Origin of the sequence: Pseudomonas sp. TWRC1-2, from assembly GCF_049896685.1 — a bacterium.
In the GTDB taxonomy this organism is placed as follows: domain Bacteria; phylum Pseudomonadota; class Gammaproteobacteria; order Pseudomonadales; family Pseudomonadaceae; genus Aquipseudomonas.
The window spans coordinates 45,590-69,071 of record NZ_JAFCUU010000003.1; the positions used below are offsets into that span (position 1 = coordinate 45,590).

The following is a 23,482-nucleotide window of genomic DNA, read 5'->3' on the forward strand; positions in this document are numbered from 1 at the left end:
GCTCGCTTTTTGCGCAACTAGAGAGTCGCAGGAATGAAGCTGTTCAACGCCCGTTATCTGCTCCTTGCCGCATTTTCCCTGCTGCTGGGCGCCTGTCAAAGTACGCCGCCCGCCGCCCCCGAGGTACCGGACGCACGCGCTGCGGCTATCGCGCAGCTGGAGCAAAACCTGGCCAGCAGCGAGCTTGCCACTGCCGAAGACGAATTGGCCGCGTTACAGGCCCAGTCGCCCAACGACCCGGCCCTTGAGCCTTACCAGCGTCAATTGGCCGAAGCCTACTTGCAGCGCAGCCAGATTGTGCTGCAAAAAGGCGATGTCAACGCTGCCGCCACGGCCCTGAGCCGTGCACGTGCGCTGATGCCCAAGGCCCCGGCACTGACCGGTGGCGTCAACAGCGCCATCAGCCATGCGCGCAAAGCCGAGCTGGATAAAGCCGAAGCCGCCTTGAAAGCCGCTGAAGCCAAGCCGCCGGCCAAGGTCATCGACCCGGCCGCTGAAAGCACCACTGTGGCGCTGAACCTCGTCGATATCGAAGAACTTCGCCATCAACTGGACGCGATCGCCACCGACGTGGTGAATTACCAGTGCGACGTGACCATTCAGGCGCCGCGCACGCAGGACTACCCATGGCTGGCCACATTGCTGACCAAACGGGTGAAGCGAATTGATTCGGGGTATGACCTGAAGATTCACCGGCAGATTGTGAAACACATTCCGGCGCAGGTAGTGCTGATTCCGCGCAAGGCGCAATAAAAAGCATCGCGGGCAAGCCCGCGATGGCGATCTAACAAACAGCCGATAACTTAAGCCGGAATAGCCTTAGCCTTCGGCTCACGATCCCAAACCCGGTGCTGTGCAATCGCGGCAAAGAACGCCTTGAACGCTTTCGCATCCGACCCCACGATCAGCCCCGCATCCACTTCAAGCTTCAGCAGATCCAGCAACGGCTTGGCATCATTGGCAACCGTGATCGCCTTCAGGTGCTTGTACGCCTCCAGCAGGAAGTGCAACGCCACACCATCCCCGCTCAATGCCTGCACCGACTTGGCGCCGCCCGGTACGAACACCGCGTCAAAGGCAATCGACGGCATGCCTTCCATCGACGCATCCACCTTCAGGCTCTTGCCATCGGCGGTGGTCACCGGCGCCGAAGTTGGCCCCAGCAGCTTGGCGTGTGCACCTTCAGCCTCCAGCGCTTTCTTCAACGCAGCAATTGCCGCGCCGTCCACGCCGTTAGCCGCGAGGATCGCAACTTTGCGCGTTTTGATATCGCCCGACAGCAGGTTCACCTGGCTCAACGCCGGCGACTCTTTGAGCGACGACTCACGCGGTGGCACGGTGCCTTTGGTTGGTGCCGGCAAACCGAGCTTCTGTGCTACGCGCTTGGCCAGCTCCAGGTCGATGTTGGCCAGAATCTCGTTGACCTGACGGGCGCGGATAAACTCACGCTCCACCTTGCCCAACTCGAAGCTGTACGCCGCGATGATGTGCTCTTTCTCGTGGTGGCTCATGCTGTGGAAAAACAGCGTGGCTTGCGAGAAGTGATCGCCAAACGACTCGCTGCGCTCACGCACTTTGTTGGCGTCGACACGTTCGTAATAGGTCTCGAAACCGCCATCCTGCGCAGCCGGTGGCGTTTCTTTTGGCCAGCCGCCGTCAATCGAGTTCGGCTCGTAGGCCGCGCGGCCTTTGTCGATCACGGTGCGATGCTGAGCGTCGCGCTGGCCGTTATGGAACGGCGTGACCGGCCGATTGATCGGCAGCTCATGGAAGTTCGGGCCACCGAGACGGCTAATCTGAGTATCCGTGTAGGAAAACAGACGGCCTTGCAGCAGTGGATCGTTGGTGAAGTCGATACCCGGCACGATATGGCCTGGGCAAAAAGCCACCTGTTCAACCTCAGCAAAGAAGTTATCCGGGTTACGGTTAAGCACCATTTTGCCCAGCGGCGTAATCGGCACCAATTCTTCAGGGATGATCTTGGTCGGATCGAGCAGGTCGAAGTCGAACTTGTGCTCGTCTTCTTCCGCAACGATTTGCACGCCCAATTCCCACTCAGGGTAGTCGCCGCTTTCAATCGCTTCCCACAGGTCGCGACGGTGGTAATCGGTATCTTTACCGGCAAGCTTTTGCGCTTCGTCCCACACCAGCGAGCAGGTGCCCACTTTTGGATGCCAGTGGAATTTCACAAAGCTCGACTTACCTTCGGTGTTGATCAAGCGGAAGGTGTGAATGCCGAAGCCCTGCATGGCGCGCAGGCTTTTGGGGATGGCACGGTCGGACATGGCCCACAGCACCATGTGCGCGGATTCTGGCTGCAGCGAGACGAAATCCCAGAACGTGTCGTGGGCAGAGCCGCCGGTGGGAATCTCGTTATGCGGCTCAGGTTTGACCGCGTGCACGAAGTCAGGAAACTTGATCGCGTCCTGAATAAAGAACACCGGCATGTTGTTACCCACCAGGTCGAAGTTACCTTCGTCGGTGAAGAACTTCACAGCAAAACCGCGCACGTCACGCACCGTATCGCCCGAGCCACGCGGGCCCTGCACGGTGGAGAACCGCACAAACACCGGGGTTTTATGCTCGGGGTTACGCAGGAAACCGGCCTTGCTCAGCGCCGAATGGTTCTCATAGGTCTGGAAATAGCCGTGGGCGCCAGTGCCGCGAGCATGCACGATGCGCTCCGGGATACGCTCATGGTCAAAGTGCGTGATTTTTTCACGCATGATGAAGTCTTCCAGCAGCGATGGGCCACGGGCGCCGACTTTCAGGGTGTTCTGGTTGTCAGAAATCTTTACGCCTTGATTGGTGCGCAGCGCCTGGCCGGTTGCGTCGGAACGGAACGCTTCCAGGGCCTGCAGCTTGGCGTTGGTGTTGCCACGGTCCAGGGTATCGGTGCCCGCGAGTTCACTCTTCGGCGGGGTAGCTGGCTTCTTGGTACTCATCAGTCAAAACTCCTTATTCAAATTGGCCAGAGCGGTCCCCGGCTCGTTTGAGCAAACCCCCAGGCACGGCACCTGGGAAATTGAGTTGCTTAAGTAGTGACTGACACGGATTTGCACCGTTCCTTTTTTATGACCTTTGATCGCGTTATTGCCAAATCGCTGGTTGAATGCGAAATAAATGCTAAGAAACACTATACGGACAGGCTAAAATGCGCGCCCGGCTAACCGCTGATCCCTTTTCCATGCGCCCCACAAGGTTCGCTACGTGATCGAGTTTCATAACGTCCATAAAACCTACCGCGTCGCCGGTAAGGAAATCCCCGCGCTGCACCCCACCAGCCTGCGTGTCGAAAACGGCCAGGTGTTCGGCCTGATTGGCCACTCCGGTGCGGGAAAAAGTACCCTGTTGCGTCTGATCAACCGCCTGGAGCAACCCAGCGGTGGCCAGATCAATGTCGACGGCGAAGAAGTCACCGCCCTGGACGCCAATGGCCTGCGCCGTTTCCGCCAGCAAGTCGGGATGATCTTCCAGCACTTCAACCTGCTGGCCTCCAAGACCGTTGCCGACAACGTGGCGCTGCCGCTGACGCTGGCTGGCGAACTGTCGCGCAAGGAAATCGACCAGCGCGTGGCTGAGCTGCTCGCCCGTGTCGGCCTGTCGGACCACGCCAAGAAATACCCGGCGCAGTTGTCCGGTGGCCAGAAGCAGCGCGTCGGCATCGCCCGCGCCCTGGCAACCAAGCCAAAAATTCTGCTGTGCGACGAAGCCACCAGCGCCCTCGACCCACAAACCACCGCCTCGGTGCTGCAATTGCTGGCCGAGATCAACCGCGAGTTGAAGCTGACCATCGTACTGATCACCCACGAGATGGACGTGATCCGCCGCGTATGCGACCAAGTGGCGGTGATGGATGCTGGCGTGATCGTCGAGCAAGGTTCGGTGGCCGATGTGTTCCTGCACCCCAAGCACCCGACCACCAAGCGCTTTGTGCAAGAAGCGGATCAGGTCGACGAAAGCGAGCAGCGCGATGACTTTGCTCACGTGCCAGGCCGTATCGTGCGTCTGACGTTCCAGGGCGAAGCAACCTACGCGCCGCTGCTGGGTACCGTCGCCCGCGAAACCGGCGTGGACTACAGCATCCTCGCCGGTCGTATTGACCGCATCAAAGACATTCCCTACGGCCAACTGACCCTCGCCGTGACCGGTGGGGACATGGACGCCGCTTTCGCCCGCTTTACCGCGGCAGACGTCCACATGGAGGTTCTGCGCTAATGGAAATCCTGTTGAGTTTCTTCGCCAATATTGACTGGTCCGAGATCTGGCTCGCCACCGGCGACACCATGACCATGCTGCTCGGTTCGCTGTTCTTTACCATCCTGCTCGGCCTGCCACTGGGTGTGCTGCTGTTTCTGACCAGCCCGCGCCAACTGTTCGAACAAAAAGGCCTGTACGCGCTGCTGTCGCTGATCGTGAACATCCTGCGTTCGCTGCCGTTCATCATCCTGCTGATCGTGATGATCCCGTTCACCATATTGATCACCGGCACCTCGCTGGGCGTGGCCGGTGCGATTCCGCCACTGGTCGTAGGCGCGACGCCGTTCTTCGCGCGCCTGGTGGAAACCGCCCTGCGTGAAGTGGACCGCGGCATCATCGAAGCCACACAGTCCATGGGCGCCAGCACGCGTCAGATCATCATCAATGCACTGCTGCCCGAAGCGCGCCCCGGTATTTTCGCTGCGATTACGGTGACGGCCATTACACTGGTTTCCTACACGGCCATGGCCGGTGTTGTCGGCGCCGGCGGCTTGGGAGACCTGGCGATCCGCTTTGGTTACCAGCGGTTTCAGACTGACGTGATGGTTGTCACTGTGGTGATGCTGCTGATCCTGGTGCAAATTCTGCAAACCGTCGGCGATAAGCTGGTGGTGCACTTTTCTCGAAAATAACGGCCGTGTCCGGCCCCCGCCGGCGCATGCCCGAACAAGGAGCTTGCTGGATGAAAAAACTACTGGTTGCTTTCGCCGCCGTTGCCGCGTTTTCCGCCCACGCTGCCGAGACCCTCACGGTCGCCGCGTCGCCAGTGCCGCACGCGGAAATCCTGGAGTTTGTGAAGCCCGCACTCGCCAAAGAAGGCGTGGACCTGCAGGTCAAAGTCTTCACCGACTACGTGCAGCCGAACGTACAAGTGGCTGAAAAGCGCCTGGACGCCAACTTCTTTCAGCACCAGCCGTACCTGGATGAGTTCAACAAGGCCAAGGGCACTCACCTGGTGAGCGTCGGTGCCGTGCACCTGGAGCCCTTGGGCGCCTACTCCAGCAAGTACAAAAAACTCGAAGACCTGCCGGATGGCGCCAATGTCGTGATCCCGAACGACGCCACCAACGGTGGCCGCGCGTTGCTGCTGCTGGCCAAGCACAACCTGATCACCCTGAAGGACCCGACCAACATCCTGTCGACCATCAAGGACATCTCCGGTAACCCGAAAAACCTCAAATTCCGCGAACTGGAAGCCGCCACACTGCCGCGCGTGCTGACCCAGGTCGACCTGGCGCTGATCAACACCAACTACGCCCTGGAAGCCAAACTGGACCCATCCAAGGACGCCCTGGTGATCGAAGGCAACGACTCGCCTTACGTGAACATCCTGGTGACCCGCGAAGACAACAAAGACTCAGACGCCGTGAAGAAGCTGGTTGCAGCCCTGCACACGCCGGAAGTGAAAGCGTTCATTCTTGAGAAGTACAAGGGCGCGATCCTGCCGGCGTTCTGATCTGCCCCGATCTTCAAAACTTTGAAGATCAAAAAATGTGGGAGCGGGCTTGCTCGCGAAAGCGCAGTGTCAGTCACCGAATTTATCGGCTGAACCACCGCCTTCGGGGGCAAGCCCCCTCCCACATTTGTTTTTGTGTTGTTTGGAAGATCAGGCCGGCGCACTTGCCTGCTTACGCATTGCTCAAACCTTGCACAACCCCCCTGTGGGAGCGGGCTTGCTCGCGAAGGCGCAGTGTCAGTCACCGAAGATGGTGACTGGCCCACCGCCTTCGGGGGCAAGCCCCCTCCCACATTTGTTTTTGTGTTGTCTGGAAGATCAGGCCGGCACACTTGCCTGCTTACGCGTAGTGCAAACCTTGCACAAAGCACTGTGGGAGCTGGCTTGCCTGCGATGGCGGTGGGTCAGTCAGCCTATCAGCCTCTGATCCACCGCCCTCGCAGGCACGCCAGCTCCCACATGTATGGTGCGGTGCCTGCTATTTACGCTGCAGCAACCCCGGCAACTGCGCTACCAGCTTTTGATTGTTCAGCGGCGCACGAATAAACCCGCGCTGCGTGCCGTCCGGCCCGATCAGCGCCAGGTTGCCGCTGTGGTCGACGGTGTAGTTGGGCTTGCTGGTATCCGCTGGAATAAACGGGATGCTCACCGCATTCGAGACCTTCTGCACATCGTCCACATTCGCGCCGGTCAGGCCTTCGAATTGCGGGTCGAAGTAGCCCAGGTATTGCTTGAGCTGAGCCGGCGTGTCGCGGTTCGGGTCGACGCTGACCAGAATCACCTGCAACTTATCCACCGCCTCTTTGGGCAGCTCGCTCTTGATCTGGCGCAGTTGGGCGAGCGTGGTGGGGCAGATGTCGGGGCAGAAGGTGTAGCCGAAAAACAGCAGGCTCCATTTGCCTTTCAACTCGTTGACCACCACCGGCTGGCCGTTCTGGTCTGTCATGGTCACCGGCGGCAGCTGGCGGCTTTGCGGCAGCAGGATGATGCCCGCGTCGATCAGCGCAGTAGGGTCGCCCTGGCCTTTGCCGCTGAGCACTTTGTTGACGGTCAGGCCCATGATCAACGCGACGATGGCCACAAGGATAAAGACGGTTTTTTGAGTTCGAGTCATAGGTTCAACAGTAAGTAGTGGTCTACGAGCAGGGCGATAAACAGCACAAACAGGTACCAGATAGAGTACTTGAAGGTGTTGATCGCCGCGTGCGGCTGGCTGCCACGGTACAGCACCCAGGCCCATTGCAGAAAGCGTGCGCCCAACACCAGCGCACACGCCAGGTACAGCAGGCCACTCATGTGAATCACATACGGCATCAGGCTCACCGCCAGCAGGGCGAAGGTGTAGAGCAGGATGTGCACCTTGGTGTAGTGCTCGCCGTGGGTGACCGGCAGCATCGGGATGTCGGCCTTGGCGTATTCCTCCTTGCGGTGAATGGCCAGGGCCCAGAAGTGCGGCGGGGTCCAGGCGAAGATGATCAACACCAGCAGTAGCGGCTCGGCGCTGACATGCCCGGTCACGGCAACCCAGCCCAACAGCGGCGGCGCCGCGCCGGCGAGGCCGCCGATGACGATGTTTTGTGGCGTTGCGCGCTTGAGGAAGCCGGTGTAGATCACCGCGTAGCCGAGCAGCGAAGCCAGCGTCAACCAGGCCGCCAGTGGATTGGTGAACGCCAGCAGCAAGGCCAAGCCTGCAACAGCCAGAAACAAAGCAAAGGCCAATGCCGCCACCGGCGACACCCGCCCTTCGGCCATCGGCCGCTTATGCGTGCGCGCCATCACCGCATCGATGCGCCGATCCACCACATGGTTGACCGCCGCCGCACCACCGGCACACAGCGCAATGCCCAGGTTGCCGAAAATCAGCACCGCCCATGGCACCCCGGCGCGGGTCGCGAGGAACATACCCACCAACGAGGTGATGAGCATCAGCACCACCACTTTTGGCTTGGTCAGCTCCAGGTAATCTCGCCAGATCGCCTGATCGCGGCGCGCGTCGATCAAGGTCGCCATGGCGTCTCTCCTTTAAGGGTGATGAGGCCCGAAACGTGTTTGCGTGGAATAAAGCGCCAGCCGAACGGCAACTGATGGCGCACCCGGACCAGGCTGGTGCGTGCGTGGTAATTGACCAGCACCAATGTCAGCAGCAACGCTGCGCCGCCTGCGTTATGGCCGACCGCCACCGGCAGCGGCAGGCCGAACGCCACATTGCTCACGCCCAGGCTGATTTGCACCGCCAGGGCGATCAGCAACAAGCCCGCCAGTCGCGTCATTCCTACTGCGCGCAATTGCCAGGCCAGCCCCACCAGCACCAGTGTCACCAACATCGCGCCAAGGCGATGGGTCAGGTGGATAGCGGTACGCGCTTCGCTGTCGAGCTGGCCACCGAGGTAGTTGGGCCCGATGTGCTGAGTGAGATGAAAGCCGTTGGCAAAGTCCGCCGCCGGCCACCACTGGCCATGGCACGTGGGCAGGTCGATACAGGCCACCGCCGCATAGTTGGAACTGACCCAGCCACCCAGCGCAATCTGGCCGATCACCAGCACCAACCCGGCAGTCGCCCAATATTGCAGGCGCCTGGGCACAATCAACGCGGGCAGCACGCCGGACAGTCGCAGGGTCAGCAGAAACAATAAGCTCAAGGTGGCAAAACCGCCGAGCAGATGACCGGTGACAACTTGCGGCCACAGCTTCAATGTCACCGTCCACATGCCAAACGCGGCCTGGGCGAACACCACCGCCAGCAAAAACAGCGGCAGTTTCACCGGCTGGCCTGGATCACGCCGATGGCTCCAAGAGCGCGCCGCCAACAGCACGATGAGCAACCCCAAGGTGCCGGCAAAGTAGCGATGGGTCATCTCGGCCCAGCCCTTGTCGGCCTGCACCGGCGTATCAGGGAAGTGCAGCTCGGCGTGCGCCAGTTGGGCTTCGCTCTGCGGCACGCTGATAAAACCGTAACAACCGGGCCAGTCCGGGCAACCGAGGCCGGCATGGGTCAGGCGCGTATAGGCGCCGAGCAGCACGACGATCAGCGCGAGCAGGGTGGCAAACAACGCGAGGCGAAATCCAGGTTTGGCCATGACGATGCCCTTATCCAATGTTCGACAGTTTCAGCAGCAAGCGCAGGTCGTTGAGCAGGTCCTTGCCCTTGACCTTGGCGTCGTAGCGCAGCACCAAGTTGCCGTGCGGGTCGACGATCCACAGTTGCGCATCGCCGGGTGCGGCGGCGTCCTTGGTGAAGGTCGACAGGTCCAGCGGATAGCGTTGCAGTTGCGGGTATTCGGCTTTGAGCTTGGCCGCGTAGGCGCTGCTCACTGGCTGCGCACTGGCCAAGGCATGGCTGGCGCGCGAGGCATCACGGCCCAAGCTGATTTGCAGTTGGCGCGCCAGGTATACCAACTGCTGGCACTCAGCGGCGCAGGCGGTGGGCGCGGTGACCAGCAGTTGCCAGCGATCTTCATCGGCCTGCACGCCAATGTCGGCGCGGGTCTGGCCGTTGCCGATCAGCTCGCCGTGGTAGCTGCGGCTGTCCGGCACCCAGAACTGCAACTTGTACATGAAGGTGGCCAGCGCCATCGGGCCGATCACCATCATCAGGATCAAAATCAGCTGCCAGCGGCTTTTGCGCCGGTCGGGCGCCTCAGACATGCTGGGTGGATTCATGGCCGCTCCCATGGGACTTCTCCTTTTTGTTGTGCCATCCGAGGTAGAGGTACAGCGCCAGCAGCGCCAAGGCCATGGCGAACCACTGCACGGCGTACCCCAAATGTTTTTCCGGGCCCATGGCGACTACCGGCCACGTGGTGTCGTAAGTGCCCGGGCCAGGTTCGGCGCGCAGTTCGTAGGCAAAACCGTCACGGCCCAACTCACTCCACAGTGCGTCAGGGTGCAGCGCGGTGAGCAAGCGCGGCCATTGCGTGGTGGCTGGGTCGGCGTGCAGTTGGAAGGTTTCGCCGGGGGCGACGTAGACCCAGGCGTCGAGATTCAACGGTTGATCGGGTGTGGTGAAGACCGGCGGCGTGCGCCGGTCCGGCCACGGCAGCCAGCCGCGATTGAGCAACAGCCACTGGCCGCTGGCCTGATCATGAAAGGGTTGCAGCAACTCGACGCCGGCCTTGCCGTCGCGCATGCGGTTGTCGAGCAACACGCTGTGCTCGGCGTCGAACTGGCCGCGCAGGCGCACGCGGCGAAAGGCGGGGTCGGGCATCTCATTGAGCTGAACACTGCTGATGGGGTCGGCCACACGCCGCTCGGCGTAGCTGTCCACCAGCAACTGTTTTTCATGGCCGCGCGCCAGTTGCCAGAACCCCAGGCCCATCATCAACGGCAGCAGCACCAGCACCACCAGCGTGGGTGCGAGTCCTGGGCGAAAGTCTTTTATGGCGCTGGCTATACTTGTTTTCATTGCCCGCCCATCCGAAAGGAACCTGACCATGCTCAAAGCAGCCATTGCCCTGATGCTGATCGCGACTGTCGTGAGCCTGTTCAGTGGTTTGTTCTTTCTGGTCAAGGACGAGGGCAACTCCAACCGCCTCGTCACTGCCTTGACCGTGCGTGTCGTACTGGCCGCGATCACCGTGGGCTTGATCGCCTGGGGCTTTTTCAGCGGCCAGCTGGTGTCTCATGCGCCGTGGTAAGGCGCCTCACAGCACATACACGAAGAAGAACAGGCCGATCCATACCACATCCACAAAGTGCCAATACCAGCTGGCAGCCTCGAAACCAAACTGGTGCTCGGCATTGAAATGCCCGCGCAGGATGCGCATCAGCATCACGAACAGAATGATGGTGCCGATGGTTACGTGAGCGCCGTGAAAGCCTGTGAGCATGAAGAAGGTCGCGCCGTACACGCCCGAGCCGAGGGTCAGGCCCAGTTCTTTGTAGGCGTGCATGTACTCCTCGGCCTGGAAGGCCAGGAACGCCCAGCCCAGCAGCACGGTCAGCGCCAGCCAGATTTTCAGTGCGCCGCGGTGGCCCTTGCGCAAGGCATGGTGGGCGAGGGTGATGGTCACGCTGGAGCTGACCAGCAAGATCGTATTGATCAGCGGCAAGCCCCAGGGGCTGATGGTGCCCTCCGGTGGCGGGTACATTTTTGGGTCAGGGTTGTTGAGCAGCGGCCAGGTGAACTGAAAGTTCGGCCACAGCATGTGCGCGATGCCCTTGTGCCCTTCACCGCCCAGCCATGGCCCCGACATGTGCCGCACATAAAACAGGGCGCCAAAGAACGCGACGAAGAACATCACCTCGGAAAAGATGAACCAGGTCATGCCCCAGCGAAACGAGCGGTCCATCTGCGGGCTGTACAAACCGGCGCGGCTTTCCTTGATCACCGCGCCGAACCAGCCGAACAGCATGTAGGCCAGCAGCAGCCCACCGACGAAAAAGATCCACGGCCCGTGGGATTCCGGGCGCGCCGCCTTCAGATCGTTGAACCACACAGCCAAACCGTACACGGTGGTGAGCATGCCCAGGGTGGCAATTATTGGCCATTTGCTTTGCGCTGGTACGTAGTACGTATCATGAGACGACATGTATTCGCTCTCCTGATTGAGGGGGCAAACAGTAGCTAGCCGCCGGTATGGACGGCCACCGGCGGTTGGCGCGCAGTGATGTCAAACAGCGTGTACGCCAGGGTCAAATGCTTCACATCCTTGGGCATGTCGCGGTCGACGATAAAACGCACCGGCATTTCAATGCGCTGACCGGGCTGCAGCACTTGCTGGGTGAAGCAAAAGCACTCGGTCTTGTGGAAGTACATCGCCGCTTCGGCCGGGGAAATGCTCGGCACTGCCTGGGCTTTCATGACCTTGTCGGTGGGGTTGTAGGCGACGAACAGCATCTCGGTGACCGCACCGGGGTTGACCACCACTTCGTCAGCCTTGGAGTGAAACTCCCAGACCATGTCGATGGCATTGGTCGACAGGAACTGCACTCGCACCTGGCGCGTGGGGTCGACGACTTGCTCACCTTCGTACTGCCCGGCGGTCTTCCCGTTGATGCCGAACGCCTTACACATCACGTCGTAAATCGGCACCAGGGCGAAGCCGAAGGCGAACATCGCCACCACCAGAATCAGCAGGCGGGTGACCAGGCGCTTGATGGGGATGGACTCAAGCATGGCAGCCACCCCGCTTTTGACTTTCTGTGGGAGCTGGCTTGCCTGCGATGAGGGTCTGGCAGTTGATAGATTCGGTGACTGACACACCGCTATCGCAGGCAAGCCAGCTCCCACAGGAGAGCGAGGTAGCCTGGGCCAGGGTATTCACTTGACCTCCGGCGGCGTGGTGAACGTGTGATACGGCGCGGGCGAGGGGATGCTCCACTCCAAACCTTCGGCACCATCCCACGGCTTGGCCGGCGCCGGCGGGCCGCCGCGGATGCACTTGATGACGATGAACAAGAAGAAGATCTGCGTGGCGCCAAACATGAAGGCGCCAATCGAGGAGACCATGTTGAAGTCGGCGAACTGCAGGTTGTAGTCCGGCACCCGGCGCGGCATGCCGGCCAGTCCCACGAAGTGCATCGGGAAAAACGCCATGTTCATGCCGATGAAGGACAGCCAGAAGTGCAGCTTGCCCAGGGTTTCGTCGTACATGTGCCCAGTCCATTTGGGCAGCCAGTAGTACGCCGAGGCGAAGATGCCGAAGATCGCGCCAGGCACCAGTACGTAATGGAAATGCGCCACCACAAAGTAGGTGTCGTGGTACTGGAAGTCCGCCGGGGCAATTGCCAGCATCAGACCGGAGAAGCCGCCGATGGTGAACAGGATCACGAAGGCCACGGCAAACAGCATCGGCGTCTCGAAGGTCAGCGAGCCTTGCCACATGGTGCTGACCCAGTTGAACACCTTCACGCCCGTCGGCACGGCGATCAGCAGCGTGGCGTACATGAAGAACAGCTCGCCCACCAGCGGAATGCCCACCACGAACATGTGGTGCGCCCACACAATGAACGACAGGAACGCGATGCTCGCCGTGGCGTAGACCATAGAGGTGTAGCCGAACAGCGGCTTGCGCGAGAAGGTCGGGATGATCGAGCTGACGGCACCGAAGGCCGGCAGAATCATGATGTACACCTCGGGGTGACCGAAGAACCAGAACACGTGCTGGAACAGCACCGGGTCACCGCCACCGGCGGCACTGAAGAAGCTGGTGCCGAAGTGGATGTCCATCAGCATCATGGTCACGCAGCCGGCCAGCACCGGCATCACCGCGATCAACAGGAACGCGGTGATCAGCCAGGTCCAGACAAACAGCGGCATCTTCATCAGGGTCATGCCCGGCGCACGCAGGTTGAGAATGGTCGCGACCACGTTGATCGCGCCCATGATCGAACTGATGCCCATCAGGTGGATGGCAAAAATAAAGAACGTCACACTTTCCGGCGCGTAGGTGGTGGACAGCGGGGCGTAGAAGGTCCAGCCGAAATTCGGCCCGCCGCCGGGTGTGAACAACGTGGAAACCAGCAGCAGGAACGCCGCTGGCAGCAGCCAGAAACTGAAGTTGTTCATGCGCGGCAGGGCCATGTCCGGCGCGCCGATCATCAGCGGGATCATCCAGTTGGCCAGGCCGACAAAGGCCGGCATCACCGCGCCGAACACCATGATCAGGCCGTGCATGGTGGTCATCTGGTTGAAGAACGCCGGCTGCACGATCTGCAGGCCGGGCTGGAACAACTCGGCGCGGATCACCATGGCGAACGAGCCGCCGAGCAGGAACATGGTGAAGGCGAACCACAGGTACATCGTGCCGATGTCTTTGTGGTTGGTGGTCAGCACCCAGCGCATCAGGCCTTTGGCGGGGCCATGGGCATGGTCGGCGTGACCATGGTCATCGATCACAGTGCTCATGGCCGTTCTCCTGCAAAGGAATGGGCTGTGCGGTTCAGGGCATACGCAGTTGAGGCCGTCATTTGCTTTCCGCCTGTTTCAAAGCCAGCACGTCTTTGGGCGTGACCATGTCGCCTTTGTTGTTGCCCCAGGCGTTGCGTTCGTAGGTCACCACGGCGGCGATGTCCACTTCCGACAGCTGTTTGCCGAAGGCGGCCATGGCGGTGCCAGGCTTGCCGAAATACACGCGGTGCAGGTGATCTTCCTTAGGCCCGGTGGCGATCGGCGAGCCTTTAAGCGCCGGGAACATCGGCGGCAGGCCTTGGCCCTCAGCCTGGTGACAGGCCACGCAGGTGGTGTGGTAGACCTTGTCGCCACGCGCCACCAGCTCTTCAAGCGTCCACTCTTTGGAGGTCAGCTCCTTGAGCTTGGCCGCTTCTGCCTTGCGCTCGCCGAGCCAAGTGTCGTAGTCGGCCTGGGATTTGACCTCGACCACAATCGGCATGAAGCCGTGGTCCTTGCCGCACAATTCAGCGCACTGGCCACGGTAGATGCCGGGCTTCTCGATACGCGTCCAGGCCTCGTTGACGAAGCCGGGAATGGCGTCGCGCTTGACCGCAAAGGCCGGCACCCACCACGAATGGATCACGTCGGCGGCAGTCACCAGAAAGCGCACTTTGGCGCCTACCGGCAGCACCAAAGGCTGGTCGACTTCGAGCAGATAGTGCTCGCCCTTGGTGGCCTGGTTATGGATCTGCTCGGCAGGGGTGGCCAGGTTGCTGAAGAATTCCACGTCCTGGCCCAGGTATTTGTAATGCCACTTCCACTGGTAACCGGTGACCTGGATATCGATATCCGACTCGGTGCTGTCGTAGATGTTGATCAGGGTCTTGGTCGCCGGAATGGCCATCGCTACCAGGATCAGCAACGGCACTACGGTCCAGAGGATTTCCACGGTCGTGCTTTCGTGAAATTTGGCAGCCACCTGGCCCGTGGACCGGCGGTGCAGGATCATCGACCAGAACATCGCGCCAAACACGACAATGCCGATCACCACACAAATCCAGAAGATGGTCATGTGCAGGTCAAACACGGCGTGACTGACTTCAGTAGCCCCTGGCGCCATATTCGTTGTCCAGGCGGCGTGCGCCTGGCCGAATACCGACCACAACAGAAGGCCCATCCAAACGTGTGGATGTCGCGTCATTGCGGGTTCCCCTTTATGTTTCTTGTTATCCCGCCGGTTTGCACCTGCGGCGAAGGGAGCGGCTTCCATACTGCTTACAACCGCCAAGCCTTGCCTGCTTCATGCAGTTGGGCGTCATCAGCTAATTGCGTACAAAATCGAGTATAGACAGCCGGGGCAACCCCGCAATGTGTAGGGGCAAATGAGCACAAACAGACGGGCGGGCCCAATAAATACGGGGGCGCAAACGTTTATCCGACGAACGATGGCGATTCGATATAACGCATGCGCATAACCATGAAATAATTATGACAAACGCGTCTTAGGCCCTCGTATAAACGAGCTACCTTGTTCTTTCCCTTTTCCTACGCCTGCTTCAATGGAGCTTTCATGAACACCGCCGCATTGCGCGAGCAGATTTCCCGTGCCCATCAACACGAAGCCAGCACTGGCCAGCTTGCCCAGCAACTGGAAAAACAATTGCCGCACCTGCATTCGGCCATTTCCCTGGCTGACGGTGATCGCAACATTGTCATGACCCGTTTTGTTACTGCCTACATCGAGCTTGTCCCTGACTTGCTGGAAGCCGCCAATGACGTGGCGCGCGAAGCTGGCATCGAAAGCCAGATCAAGCCGGTACTGAAAATTGCTGAGCATTTCTTCCTGCAACCGCCCGCGATTCTTGCCGGCCACGAAGGCCTCGACGGCCTGCTGGACGAGGCCTACCTGGCCCATCGCCTGGTAGAAGAAGTCAACGATCTGTACATCACGCACTTCGGTCAGCCGTTGATTCCGGCGGACACCACCGTGGCCAACTTGATCGCTCATCAGCTGATCGGCGAAGCATTTGCCAACCAGTTGGACGAAGCCGTGCATTTGGCGGTGGATGAAATGCTCAACGAAGACAGCTTTGCGCTGGAGTCGGTCGAGGCTTACCGCGAGACGCTCAAGAGCCCGAACACGGAAGCGGCGTGGAAGCGCTGGCCGTGCCTGTCGCGGCAGCTGGGGGTTGAGTTGGCGTTGGATCAGCCGGCTTAACTCTTCAATATGATGCAAAACCCATGTGGGAGCGGGCTTGCTCGCGAATGCGGTAGATCAGTCGACATTGCTTTGACTGATACACCGCTTTCGCGAGCAAGCCCGCTCCCACATTTTTGATTGGGTTCCGTCAGCTAGTGGACGGCGCCGAACCTATCCCCACGGTCGTGCGCACCCGGCCTTCAAGCCTGCGCTTCAGGCCGCGCGCCTCGATCACCAGTTGCGAGCCCTTGGCCGCATTGGCCCGGCCCCATTCCTCCAGCAACTCCAGGCAGGAATGGTCGATGTAACTCAAGTTGCTCAGCGGCACATGCAACGTGGTCCCTGCGGGCACCGTCGAAAGCACTTGGGTCAGTGCCGGCACTTTCAGGAAGGTCGCCGCACCGGTCAGGCGCAACTCCATCTCACCGTCCTGGGGCAGGTCGATCAGGCTGATTTTCAGTCGCGACGCCTTGAAGGCCAACTTGACCAACGTCAGCCCGAAGCCCACCAGTACACCGGTCAGCAAGTCGGTAAAGATGATCGCCAGCGCCGTCGCGGCATAGGTGAACATCGGCATCCGCCCGTATCGGCCCAATGCGCGAAATGCTTTCACGTCCACCAGCTTGATCCCGGTGTACACCAGCACGCCCGCCAGGCTCGCCACCGGGATGCTTTGCAGCACGCTCGACAGCAGCAGCACGAACCCCAGCAGCCATACACCGTGGAACATCGCCGACAAGCGCGTGGTCGCACCGGCCTGCACGTTGGCCGAGCTGCGCACGATCACGCCGGTCATCGGCAGCGCGCCGACCAGGCCACAAAGCATGTTGCCTACACCTTGAGCGGACAATTCCTTGTCGAAATCCGAGCGCTGGCCGCTGTGCATGCGGTCAACCGCAGCAGCCGACAGCAGGGTTTCGGCGCTGGCGATAAAGGCCACGGCGAACGCGGCGATCAACAGTTGCGGATCGGCCAGGTTCAGCAAGTCGCTGGGGCGTAGCCAGTCAATGGCATCGGCAAGGTTTTCCGGGACTTCCACACGCTTGACCTGCAACGCCAGCACCAGGCTGGTGACCGTCGCCAAGCCCACGCCCAACAAGGCGCCTGGCACAAACCGCAGTTTTTGCGGGCGGAATTTATCCCACAGGTACATCACCAGCATGGTCGACAGCCCCAGCAAACCCGCTTGCCAGCCAAGGCCTGCGCCCAGGGTTGGTATCGCCTCAACCACCGCGGCCGGGAAGCCCGCCAGGTTATCCAGCCCGGAAGGCTTGGGCGCGCCGTCGAGCATCACATGGACCTGCGAGAGCACAATCAGCACGCCGATCCCCGCCAGCATGCCGTACACCACCGCCGGCGCCGTGACGCGAAACCAGCAGCCCAGACGCAATCGCCCGGCCACCAATTGCAGGAACCCCGCCAGCAACAGGATGGGGCCGAGCATCATCATGCCGTGCTGGCGCACCAGTTCGAACACCAACACTGCCAAACCTGCGGCGGGCCCGCTGACCTGCAGCGGCGATCCAGCCAGCCAACCCACCACCAGGCCACCGATGATCCCGGTGATCAGCCCTTTGGCCGGCGGCATGCCAGACGCAATCGCGATGCCCATGCACAAGGGCAGGGCGACCAGAAACACAACCACGGACGCGAGCAGCTCCCGAGGCAATACAGCTTTCAATTGAGCAGCACGCATAATGACTCTCCCAAGGCATTCGCCGGGCGCGGCAATGCCTGGCTGCATCCATGGCAGCCACCGCATTACCCGGCAGGGAAGTGTTTTAGAAGCGCGCTTTAGGCGTCGCGCAAGGGATTGGTCCGTCGCCGCTCAGCGGTCGAAATGCCGCCTGATCTGCATCGTAGGCTCGGATTTCGCTGGTCTCGATGTTGTAGATCCAGCCATGGATAAACAAATGACCATTGGCCATGCGTGAGGCCACGGAAGGGTGGGTGCGCAAATGCTGCAACTGGGCGATGACGTTTTCTTCGGTCAGCACCTTCATGCTTTCGCCTTCATTGGCGCAGTCGCAGTTGTCCTCAACCATCGACTTGGCGACCTCGGCATGACGCAGCCAAGCCCGGACCGTCGGCATTTTTTCCAGGCTCTGGGGGTTGAGTACCGCGCGCATGGCGCCGCAGTCGGAATGCCCGCACACGATAATGTGCTGCACGCCCAGAGCGAGAACCGCGTACTCGATGGCCGTGGAAACGCCGCCGTTCATCTGTCCGTAGGGTGGCACCACGTTGCCGACGTTACGCGTGACGAACAGGTCGCCAGGGGAGCTTTGGGTGATCAGCTCGGGCACGATCCGCGAATCGGCACAGGTGATAAACATCGCCCGCGGGCTCTGGGCCGTGGCGAGTTTTTTGAAAAGTTCTTCCTGCTGGGGGAAGACGTCGTGATGGAAATGCAAAAAGCCGTCAACGATGTGCTTTAGCGCTGCATCGGCGGACTCGGCCACCTGAGGGGCTGAAGCCGACGCAGCCAACGGCTGTTTATCCTTGTCACTCATGATTCATCCTCTTGATTAATGCAGGGAGAGTGTTCAGGTCATTTCGACGCTGGGCCAGTGGATTAGTTGTAAAACGCTGAAGACCACGCTTTCGACCCACCAGTCACTCGCAGAACAAGGTAACCGCCGAAACTTAACTCAAACTGAATGAACCGCTCTAGATCGCGGGTTTCAGTGATATCAAAACGCGACTACTCCTACAGGCATGTCGCGCCCTTCTTGGTCAGTTTACAACAATGCCATCTGCCTGCCCGGTGGGCAGAACGCCGTGCAATCCAGATTAAACCCTTCCCGACGATTAAGCCCCAGGCGCTTGATCGCCTTGCTGAAGCGCTGCGCCAGCAGATCGGCGAACGGCCCCTCGCCCCGCATGCGCACACCGAAGCGGCTGTCGTACACCTCACCACCGCGCACCTGGCGCACCAGGCTCATCACATGGGCCGCGCGCTGCGGGGGTAATGCGCCGCCAGCCACTCCTCGAACAACGGCGCCACCTCCAGCGGCAAACGCAGCATCATGTAGGCCGCACTTTGCGCACCCGCCGCGTGCGCTTCGGTCAGCAGGCTCTCGAGCTCGCTGTCGTTGATCATCGGAATCATCGGTGAACACAACACGCCCACCGGGATGCCGGCCTCGCGCATCACCCGAATCGCCCGCAACCGTGCCTTGGGCGCCGCCGTGCGCGGTTCCAGAATGCGCTTGAGCTCATCGTCCAGGCTCGTGAGGCTGATCATCACTGCCACCAGCCGCTGCCGGGCCAGCTCGGTCAGCAGGTCGAGGTCACGCAAAATCAGCGAGCCCTTGGTGATGATGGTCACCGGGTGGCGGTAGCGCAGCAGCACTTCGAGGGTCTGCCGGGTGATCCTGTACTCGCGCTCGATGGGCTGGTAGGGGTCAGTATTGGAGCCCAGATTGATCGGCGCACACACATAACCCGGCTTCGACAGCTGTTGCTCCAGCACCTGGGCGGCATTGGTCTTGGCGATCAGTTTGGTTTCGAAATCCAGCCCCGGCGACATGTCCCAGTAGGCGTGACTGGGCCGCGCGTAGCAGTAGATGCAACCGTGCTCGCAACCGCGATAGGGGTTGATCGAGCGATCGAACGGCAGGTCCGGCGAGTTATTGCGGGTGATGATGCTTTTGGCCGTTTCGATACGCACTTCGGTCCCCTGGGTCGGCGGCACCTCCTGAAACCAGCCGTCGTCCTCGGCCACACTGACCGTAGGCGCAAAGCGATTGTGCAGGTTGGTGGCCGTGCCCCGGCCACGGGGCGGTAAAGGTGTAGACATGAAAACGCCCCAATACTGTTTTTATATACAGTAATGGGGCGTGATGGTTATGACCAGTGCCGTCTGGCGGTCAGTGCTTTTGCGTCACTTGCCCCAAGTCATCGCCCGAGGTGGTGCGCATATCGCTCTTGCGCAGGTCCGCCACGTCGCTGGCTTTTACCGGCGCACCTTTATTGCCCCAGCTGCCGCGGACGAAACTGACCACATCCGCCACTTCCTGGTCCGACAACCGCCAGGCAAACGCCGGCATGGTGAACGTCGACGGTGCCGTGTGCGTAGCCGGCAAGGTGCCGCCATTCAACACAATGTTGATCAGCGACGTGGCATCTGCCGTCTGCAACACCGGGTTACCCGCCAGCGCCGGGAACACCCGCGTATAGCCATGGCCGTCGGTACGGTGGCACGCCGCGCAGTTGTCGATGTACACCGACGCGCCCGGCTTGCTGTCGTCACCTTTCCACAACGCCTCGGCCACCTGTTTGTCGTACTGATGCGGCTGATCCTTGGGATCCACCGCCGGCAGGCTCTTGAGGTAGCGGGCAATAGCAGTCAGGTCATCCTGCGACATGTACTGCATGCTGTGCACCACCACATCGCTCATGCCGCCAAACACGGCGCTGCGATCACTGCGGCCGGTCTTGAGAAATTGCACCAGTTCGTCCTCGCTCCAGCTGCCGAGGCCGTCCTTGTGATCGCCGCGCAGGCTTTTCGCGATCCAGCCTTCCAACGGCGCGCTGCCGGACAGGAAGGCGTTGCCGTCAGTGGCGCTGAGGGCTTTTTCCTGCATGGTCAGGGCGCGCGGCGTATGGCAGGCGCCACAGTGTCCCAAGCCTTCAACCAGGTACGCGCCACGACTGACCACCGGGTCCGCGGCCGGTTGTGCCGGATGCTCCTCAACGGACGGCGCAAACATCCAGCGCCAGGCCGCCAACGGCCAGCGCATGCTCAAGGGCCAAGGAATATCGCTGTCTTTGTTCTCTTGGGCGACCGGCTCTACACCCTTCATGAAGTAGGCATACAACGCCTGCATGTCGCTGTCGCTGACACGCGCGTAAGACGGGTAGGGCATCGCCGGGTAAAGCGTACTACCGTTCTTGGCGACGCCATGGCGCACGGCCTTGTCGAAATCTTCGAAGCTGTAGTCGCCCAGGCCGGTCTTGTCCGGGGTGATGTTGGTGGAGTAGATCACGCCGATCGGGGTTTCCATCGGCAGCCCGCCGGCAAAGGGTTTGCCACCCTTGGCGGTGTGGCAGGCCACGCAGTCACCGGCGCGGGCCAGGTATTCGCCCTGCTTGACCAGGTCGGTCTCAGCGGCGCTTACCGAACAGCTGCTCAAGAGTGCCAGGGAGGCGATAACAAGTGCTTTCATGGTCATCGCTCCTTATGCCTGAACCAGTGGGCCGGGGTTTTTCAGGTACTGCTCGCGGATCGCCCGCGCCGACCAATAGGTCAGTGCCGCCACCAGGCCGGTAGGGTTATAGCCCAAGCCCTGTGGGAAAGCTGACGCGCCTGGGACAAACACGTTGTGTACGTCCCAGCTCTGCAGGTAGCGGTTCAACGCACTGGTTTTCGGGTCGGTGCCCATGATCGCGCCGCCGTTGAGGTGGGTGGTCTGGTAGGCCGCAGTGTTGAAGTGCTCACCGACCTTTTTGCCGAGCACAGCAATGGCCTTGGGGTTCATCGCTTCGGCGACCTTGCCCATTTTCTCCATCATGAAGCGGTTCATCTTGATGTCGTTTTCCTGCCAGTCGAATGTCATCCGCAGCAGTGGCAGGCCGTAGGCATCGCGGTACACCGGGTCCAGATCCAGGTAGTTGCCCCGGTAGGATTGATGCGCACCGTGGGCGTCCATCGACACCTGGTGGGTGTAGTAATCGGCGGTCGCGCGCTTCCAGGCACTGCCCCACGCTGGCGTGCCTGGCGGGTTGGACGTACCGGCAATCGGCCGGCTGCCGGCCTGGTTGACCCACATCGGCGAACCGCCGACAAAGCCGTGCGGCCCATGGTCGAAGTTATCCGCGTTGAAATCATCAATGGCCACACCATTGCCGCCCGCACCGATGAAGTTATTGGTGTGGGTGTCCTTGTCGAAGAAGGCTTTGATGGTGCCCATGTTCTGGTAGGCGAAGTTGCGGCCCACCACGCCCTCATTGGTAATCGGGTCGTAGGGTTTGCCGATACCCGAGAGCAACATGAGGCGCACATTGTTGAACTGGAAAGAGCCGATGATCACCAGGTCAGCCGGCTGCTCGCATTCGCGACCCTGGGCGTCGATATAGGTCACGCCGGTGGCCTTGCTCTTGGTGCTGTCCAGGTTGACCTTGAGCACGTGGGAATTGGCCCGCAGCTCAAAGTTCGGTACCTGACGCAGCGCCGGCAGGATGTTCACATTCGGCGAGGCCTTGGAGTACATGTAGCACACGTAGCCGCTGCAGAAACCGCAGAAGTTGCACGGGCCCATCTGTGCGCCGTAGGGGTTGGTGTACGGCCCCGACGTATTGGCCGACGGCAGGTTGTAGGGTTTGTAACCAACCTCGGCGGCCGCTTTCTGAAACAGCTGTGCGGAGACGGTGTTTTTCTGCGACTCCAACGGGAACGGGTTGGAGCGATCCGGCGCATACGGGTTGCCACCACGGCCTTCGCCCACCACCTGACCTTTTACGGTCCAGGCCTGGCCGGAGGTGCCGAAGACTTTTTCCGCGTAGTCGAAAAACGGTTCCAGCTCTTCGTAGCTGACGCCGAAGTCCTGGATGGTCATGTCCTTGGGAATGAAGTTTTTGCCGTAGCGCTCTTCGTAGTGGCTGCGCATGCGCAACTCGATAGGGTCCACACGAAAGTGTACGCCCGACCAGTGCAGGCCCGCGCCGCCCACGCCATTGCCCGGCAGAAACGCACCCAGCTGGCGGTTGGGCAGGGCGACGTCATTCACGCTATGGCGAATGGTCACCGTTTCTTTAGAGATGTCCTGAAAGAGTTTTTTACGCACGCTGTAGGTCAATTCGTCGATGACCTGCGGATAGTTGCCGTCCGGGTAGGTGTCCTGCATCGGGCCGCGCTCCAGCGCTACCACGTTGAGGCCAGCTTCCGTGAGTTCCTTGGCCATGATCGCGCCGGTCCAGCCGAAGCCCACGATCACCGCGTCCACTTTCTTCATGATGGTCGCCACGTTTATGCCCTCTCGCCGCGAATGGAAACAGCCGGGAAGGGGTATTGCTCGTTGCGTTCAACCCAGTCCATAAAGTCGGCGCGGGCGCCGGGGAAGCCGATCATGGTCCAGCCGACCATACCTTTGTTGCCGCCGTGGATCGGGTCGCAGAAGAATCCTTCCTTGGTGTTTTGCAGCAGCAGGTTGAAGAACATCTTTGCGGGCACCGTCTCAAAGTGCGCAGTCACTTCGCTGCCGCCGGCTTCAAGGCGGCGCAGCATATCGTCCTGGGTAGCGCTGTCTTGCGCGGCAAAGGCCTTGCCGTTGAACGCCTTCGACCACGCATCCGTCGCTGCAATGCCCAGGCGATAAATGTCCTTGGGCACCAGCTTGCTCTGCCAGCCCATCTCCGGGGCCGCATCGGCGTTGAACGGGCCCTGCATGAACCACAGCGCGCCCGCGGCGTAAGGCGTGTTCATCTGGCGGTCGATGTATTCCGGCGCACCGGCCTCCAGGGCGCCAGGGCCTTGGGCATCAGCGGGAATCAAACGCGCGACGGCGGCGTTGAGAAACGCCCACTCTTCAGCCGTGAAATAGCTCGGTTCGTAGGCGTTGTCGCTGACCGGCGGCTTAGCCTCGGCAGCCTGCACCGGTTCCGGCGTGGCCATCAGCATCGAGCCACCAAAGCCGGTGCTGGCAACCGTGACCACCGGGATCAAGGTCAAGGATTTGCGCAAAAAATCACGCCGGGGGTTGTCTTGATCTTGATCAGACATGGGTGCACCTCA

Annotated in this window: 21 protein-coding genes and 1 pseudogene; 6 read left to right on the forward strand and 16 right to left on the reverse strand. The window is 60.8% G+C overall.

The window, feature by feature from the left end; all coding sequences use genetic code 11:
* Positions 1–33 precede the first annotated feature (33 nt).
* Positions 34–753, forward strand: a complete 720-nt coding sequence (locus ACP7B3_RS09070; protein ID WP_119741320.1) for a PA5502 family lipoprotein — start codon at positions 34–36, stop codon at positions 751–753.
* Between the two features lie 50 nt (positions 754–803).
* Here ACP7B3_RS09070 and katE read toward each other — a convergent pair whose 3' ends face one another.
* A complete protein-coding gene (gene katE, locus ACP7B3_RS09075) occupies positions 804–2,945 on the reverse strand; it encodes a catalase HPII (protein ID WP_426178670.1) in 2,142 nt (713 codons plus the stop codon).
* A 265-nt stretch (positions 2,946–3,210) separates the two neighbouring features.
* On the opposite strand from katE, the gene ACP7B3_RS09080 reads away from it, so the two are divergent.
* From ACP7B3_RS09080 to ACP7B3_RS09090, 3 genes are read left to right on the forward strand one after another with little or no spacing between them, the layout of a single operon-like run.
* The gene (locus tag ACP7B3_RS09080; RefSeq protein ID WP_145158580.1) at positions 3,211–4,218 is read left to right on the forward strand and encodes a methionine ABC transporter ATP-binding protein; all 1,008 of its coding nucleotides are present in this window, start codon (positions 3,211–3,213) and stop codon (positions 4,216–4,218) included.
* Entirely contained in the window at positions 4,218–4,892 is a 675-nt protein-coding gene (locus ACP7B3_RS09085; RefSeq protein WP_106576027.1) for a methionine ABC transporter permease, read from the forward strand. The genes ACP7B3_RS09080 and ACP7B3_RS09085 overlap by 1 nt, the downstream gene beginning before the upstream one ends.
* A 50-nt stretch (positions 4,893–4,942) precedes the next feature.
* Complete coding sequence (locus tag ACP7B3_RS09090) at positions 4,943–5,716, forward strand: MetQ/NlpA family ABC transporter substrate-binding protein (RefSeq protein WP_106576026.1); 774 nt, start codon at positions 4,943–4,945, stop codon at positions 5,714–5,716.
* Positions 5,717–6,194: 478 nt separating this feature from the next.
* On the opposite strand, the gene ACP7B3_RS09095 is transcribed toward ACP7B3_RS09090, so the two are convergent.
* From ACP7B3_RS09095 to ACP7B3_RS09115, 5 genes are read right to left on the reverse strand one after another with little or no spacing between them, the layout of a single operon-like run.
* Positions 6,195–6,830 carry an SCO family protein gene (locus ACP7B3_RS09095; protein ID WP_145158510.1) on the reverse strand — a complete coding sequence of 212 codons (636 nt, stop codon included), beginning with the start codon at positions 6,828–6,830 and terminating at the stop codon, positions 6,195–6,197.
* A complete protein-coding gene (gene cyoE, locus ACP7B3_RS09100) occupies positions 6,827–7,726 on the reverse strand; it encodes a heme o synthase (protein ID WP_106576024.1) in 900 nt (299 codons plus the stop codon). The genes ACP7B3_RS09095 and cyoE overlap by 4 nt, the downstream gene beginning before the upstream one ends.
* Complete coding sequence (locus tag ACP7B3_RS09105) at positions 7,714–8,793, reverse strand: COX15/CtaA family protein (protein WP_426178671.1); 1,080 nt, start codon at positions 8,791–8,793, stop codon at positions 7,714–7,716. The genes cyoE and ACP7B3_RS09105 overlap by 13 nt, the downstream gene beginning before the upstream one ends.
* A 10-nt stretch (positions 8,794–8,803) precedes the next feature.
* Positions 8,804–9,388, reverse strand: a complete 585-nt coding sequence (locus ACP7B3_RS09110) for a hypothetical protein (RefSeq protein ID WP_426178672.1) — start codon at positions 9,386–9,388, stop codon at positions 8,804–8,806.
* The gene (locus ACP7B3_RS09115; RefSeq protein ID WP_426178673.1) at positions 9,354–10,118 is read right to left on the reverse strand and encodes an SURF1 family protein; all 765 of its coding nucleotides are present in this window, start codon (positions 10,116–10,118) and stop codon (positions 9,354–9,356) included. The genes ACP7B3_RS09110 and ACP7B3_RS09115 overlap by 35 nt, the downstream gene beginning before the upstream one ends.
* Positions 10,119–10,146: 28 nt before the next feature.
* On the opposite strand from ACP7B3_RS09115, the gene ACP7B3_RS09120 reads away from it, so the two are divergent.
* Positions 10,147–10,350, forward strand: coding sequence for a twin transmembrane helix small protein (locus tag ACP7B3_RS09120; RefSeq protein ID WP_016969525.1), 204 nt, complete (start codon positions 10,147–10,149; stop codon positions 10,348–10,350).
* Between the two features lie 6 nt (positions 10,351–10,356).
* On the opposite strand, the gene ACP7B3_RS09125 is transcribed toward ACP7B3_RS09120, so the two are convergent.
* The 4 genes from ACP7B3_RS09125 to coxB form a co-directional block, all read right to left on the reverse strand.
* A complete protein-coding gene (locus ACP7B3_RS09125) occupies positions 10,357–11,244 on the reverse strand; it encodes a cytochrome c oxidase subunit 3 (protein WP_145158502.1) in 888 nt (295 codons plus the stop codon).
* Positions 11,245–11,279: 35 nt separating this feature from the next.
* Positions 11,280–11,831 carry a cytochrome c oxidase assembly protein gene (locus ACP7B3_RS09130; RefSeq protein ID WP_145158500.1) on the reverse strand — a complete coding sequence of 184 codons (552 nt, stop codon included), beginning with the start codon at positions 11,829–11,831 and terminating at the stop codon, positions 11,280–11,282.
* Between the two features lie 144 nt (positions 11,832–11,975).
* Positions 11,976–13,562 carry a cytochrome c oxidase subunit I gene (gene ctaD, locus ACP7B3_RS09135; RefSeq protein WP_106576019.1) on the reverse strand — a complete coding sequence of 529 codons (1,587 nt, stop codon included), beginning with the start codon at positions 13,560–13,562 and terminating at the stop codon, positions 11,976–11,978.
* Positions 13,563–13,620: 58 nt separating this feature from the next.
* A complete protein-coding gene (gene coxB / locus ACP7B3_RS09140; protein ID WP_119741308.1) occupies positions 13,621–14,748 on the reverse strand; it encodes a cytochrome c oxidase subunit II in 1,128 nt (375 codons plus the stop codon).
* Between the two features lie 369 nt (positions 14,749–15,117).
* Between coxB and ACP7B3_RS09145 the strand changes: the two genes are divergently transcribed.
* A complete protein-coding gene (locus ACP7B3_RS09145) occupies positions 15,118–15,765 on the forward strand; it encodes a hypothetical protein (RefSeq protein ID WP_145158496.1) in 648 nt (215 codons plus the stop codon).
* 130 nt (positions 15,766–15,895) lie between these two features.
* Here the strand turns inward: ACP7B3_RS09145 and ACP7B3_RS09150 are convergent, their stop codons facing one another.
* The 6 genes and pseudogenes from ACP7B3_RS09150 to ACP7B3_RS09175 form a co-directional block, all read right to left on the reverse strand.
* On the reverse strand, positions 15,896–17,443 hold the full coding sequence (locus ACP7B3_RS09150; protein WP_426178674.1) for a SulP family inorganic anion transporter: 1,548 nt from the start codon (positions 17,441–17,443) through the stop codon (positions 15,896–15,898).
* A gap of 85 nt (positions 17,444–17,528) precedes the next feature.
* Complete coding sequence (locus ACP7B3_RS09155; protein WP_106576015.1) at positions 17,529–18,260, reverse strand: carbonic anhydrase; 732 nt, start codon at positions 18,258–18,260, stop codon at positions 17,529–17,531.
* 228 nt (positions 18,261–18,488) lie between these two features.
* Positions 18,489–19,549, reverse strand: a pseudogene (locus ACP7B3_RS09160) (PA0069 family radical SAM protein).
* Positions 19,550–19,619: 70 nt separating this feature from the next.
* On the reverse strand, positions 19,620–20,918 hold the full coding sequence (locus tag ACP7B3_RS09165) for a c-type cytochrome (RefSeq protein ID WP_426178675.1): 1,299 nt from the start codon (positions 20,916–20,918) through the stop codon (positions 19,620–19,622).
* 12 nt (positions 20,919–20,930) lie between these two features.
* Positions 20,931–22,715 carry a GMC family oxidoreductase gene (locus ACP7B3_RS09170; RefSeq protein WP_145158488.1) on the reverse strand — a complete coding sequence of 595 codons (1,785 nt, stop codon included), beginning with the start codon at positions 22,713–22,715 and terminating at the stop codon, positions 20,931–20,933.
* 2 nt (positions 22,716–22,717) lie between these two features.
* Complete coding sequence (locus tag ACP7B3_RS09175; protein WP_242200508.1) at positions 22,718–23,470, reverse strand: gluconate 2-dehydrogenase subunit 3 family protein; 753 nt, start codon at positions 23,468–23,470, stop codon at positions 22,718–22,720.
* Positions 23,471–23,482 lie beyond the last annotated feature (12 nt).